Genomic DNA, 2,043 nt, shown 5'->3' with positions numbered 1-2,043 from the left:
ACCTTCACCTTCTGCTCGACACCGCCCAGGACAACCCGTTCTTCGCTCCAGTCAAATTGCAGCGCGTCACCTGCCGCAAAATGCAGCGGGATAAAAGCCTCGCCCGAACCGGCACCGGCCCGCTTCAGATCGCGGACAAATCGCTGAACCGGCGAATAGGAACCGGTGTAGCCTTCCGCCACGAGCTGCTCATAGAGCTTCTGCGCCGTTCGCCGCTCCCGGCGGGGTCGCTTCTGGTCCTGATCGAAAAGCTCCTGAAGCCGACGGTCAAACCCATTGCACAGTTTGTGCCGAACCGGCGGCACCTGGCGCTGATAGGCTCGGCGGACTCTCATCCTTCAGATACTTCCTGATCGTGTTCCGCGATAATCCCGTCGCCCGCGCAATAGACCGGATGCTGCGGCCCTCAACCAATACCCATCGTCGGACCTTCGATACACTTTCCATCAATAACACCTGCTCTTTCCTCCGCACTTGAAGCGCGGATGTTAACGAAACAGGTGGGTCAATTTTACTCGCTCATAACCCACCCAAGTGGGTCAATTTCGCATGCCGATTCACAGTCATCGGGCATGTCTGCAACGCGCACAGCAAATTGCGAATGCTTCCATTTCATCCGAGATGCGCCTTGCTCATCGGTGCCGAAGTGCGGCTCTTCCTTACCCGTTGGATCCAATGCGCTTTCTCCGACTATACTATGGGTCGATGCTACATCACCCAGAGTGGTGCCGTAAACGGCAATGCCGAAAGATTCACAGCAAGCCGGGCCACTTACCGATCGGACGCCGCTTCAAGAGACGTCTCGAACCGCTTGTCCGCCGCCGCAGCTTCTTTCAAGAGCGCGTCGAAATTGTCAGGTGGATTTCCATCTTCCAGCATCCCTTTGAACGTCGCATAGGCATCCGTCTTGCTGCCATAAGCGCGCAGTGTCTTGTCGTCGTTCACCCACGCCACCACGATGACCTTGGCATCGCTGTTGAACCGGTAGAACAACCGATACTGTTGGAAGAATTTCGCCCGGAACCAGTGCTTGCGGTGATCGCCGAGCGTACCGCCTTGCCGGAAGGCTGCGGCACTCGGATCTGCCGGTATTGCCTCGGTCACCAGCTTGAAGATGGCGGCCAGCCGCTTCGCGCAGTTCTTCTTTCGCCAGGTCGTGGGATCGCGTAGCTTGCGCGCCTCGACCTCCTCGATCAGCCCTTCGAGCTGGTCCAGAAAGAGCGGATGCGCATAAATCGACCATCCGTTTACGACAAGGGGCGCTTGGGCAGGCACGCTATCGCCGCTCATTCATTCTCAAGCGATAGCGGCGCATCGAGATCGACGTCAACGTCTCCGACCAGTGCTGCAAGACGATCATGCAAAGCCCCATCGAAGGCCCGAATGCGGTCCGGATGCGCCTTGATATCGGCCTCGACAAAATCGAGAAAGGCGCCGAGCGCAGGATCATCCTCGTCGCTGCGCACGGGCTCGATATAGACCCTGCCACTCGGTTCGGTGCAGTAGCGAATCTGGTCGCCCTTGCCCAGCTTGAGCTGTTTACGCACACCCGCCGGCACGGTCGTCTGATACCGATCCGTGAGTTTCGAGACATCTTGTGCGAGCGCTGTCATGGCAGTCTCCTGAAAGAATGGGGGTCTTTGCTGCCTGCGACAGGTAATGCACTTGCATTGTCCTGTCAAGATAAGCCGCAGGATCTGTTGTCGCCGGGCAGGTCTGTCAATGAGCGTTCAAAACTGACCCGGTTTCAGCATTTGATTTTGACCCGCCTATCGGAAGGCAAAGCCCCCAGGCGGGCCGCCCTCATATAGCGAGTCCGTCTGGGGGCTTTGCTTGCGCGACGTTTATGTTTTTCTGCGCCGCTTGCTTTGTGTGAACCGGTAAGACGTGTTGCCGGTTTCGATGATGGCACAATGATGGGTTACGCGATCCAGAAGCGCGGTTGTCATTTTGGCATCGCCGAAGACCGAGACCCACTCTCCGAACTCCAGGTTGGTGGTGATGATGACGCTGGTTTTCTCGTAGAGCTTGCTGATCAGGTGG

General features: G+C 57.5%; 3 protein-coding genes and 1 pseudogene. All 4 read right to left on the bottom strand.

Features of this window, described 5'->3' with window-relative positions; genetic code table 11:
- A pseudogene (locus DMZ65_RS19315) lies at nt 1-335 on the bottom strand (IS21 family transposase); the annotation flags it as partial.
- A gap of 436 nt (nt 336-771) precedes the next feature.
- On the bottom strand, nt 772-1,290 hold the full coding sequence (locus DMZ65_RS19310; RefSeq protein ID WP_116600312.1) for a type II toxin-antitoxin system YhaV family toxin: 519 nt from the start codon (nt 1,288-1,290) through the stop codon (nt 772-774).
- On the bottom strand, nt 1,287-1,613 hold the full coding sequence (locus DMZ65_RS19305; protein ID WP_116600311.1) for a type II toxin-antitoxin system PrlF family antitoxin: 327 nt from the start codon (nt 1,611-1,613) through the stop codon (nt 1,287-1,289). Before DMZ65_RS19305 ends, DMZ65_RS19310 begins: the two co-directional genes overlap by 4 nt.
- Before the next feature lie 231 nt (nt 1,614-1,844).
- The coding region (locus DMZ65_RS19300) for an ATP-binding protein (RefSeq protein WP_198662748.1) at nt 1,845-2,043 on the bottom strand (199 nt) is incomplete at its 5' end.

Source organism: Primorskyibacter marinus, from assembly GCF_003313245.1.
GTDB classification, from domain to species: domain Bacteria; phylum Pseudomonadota; class Alphaproteobacteria; order Rhodobacterales; family Rhodobacteraceae; genus Primorskyibacter; species Primorskyibacter marinus.
This window is presented reverse-complemented; position numbering and strand designations above follow the sequence as displayed.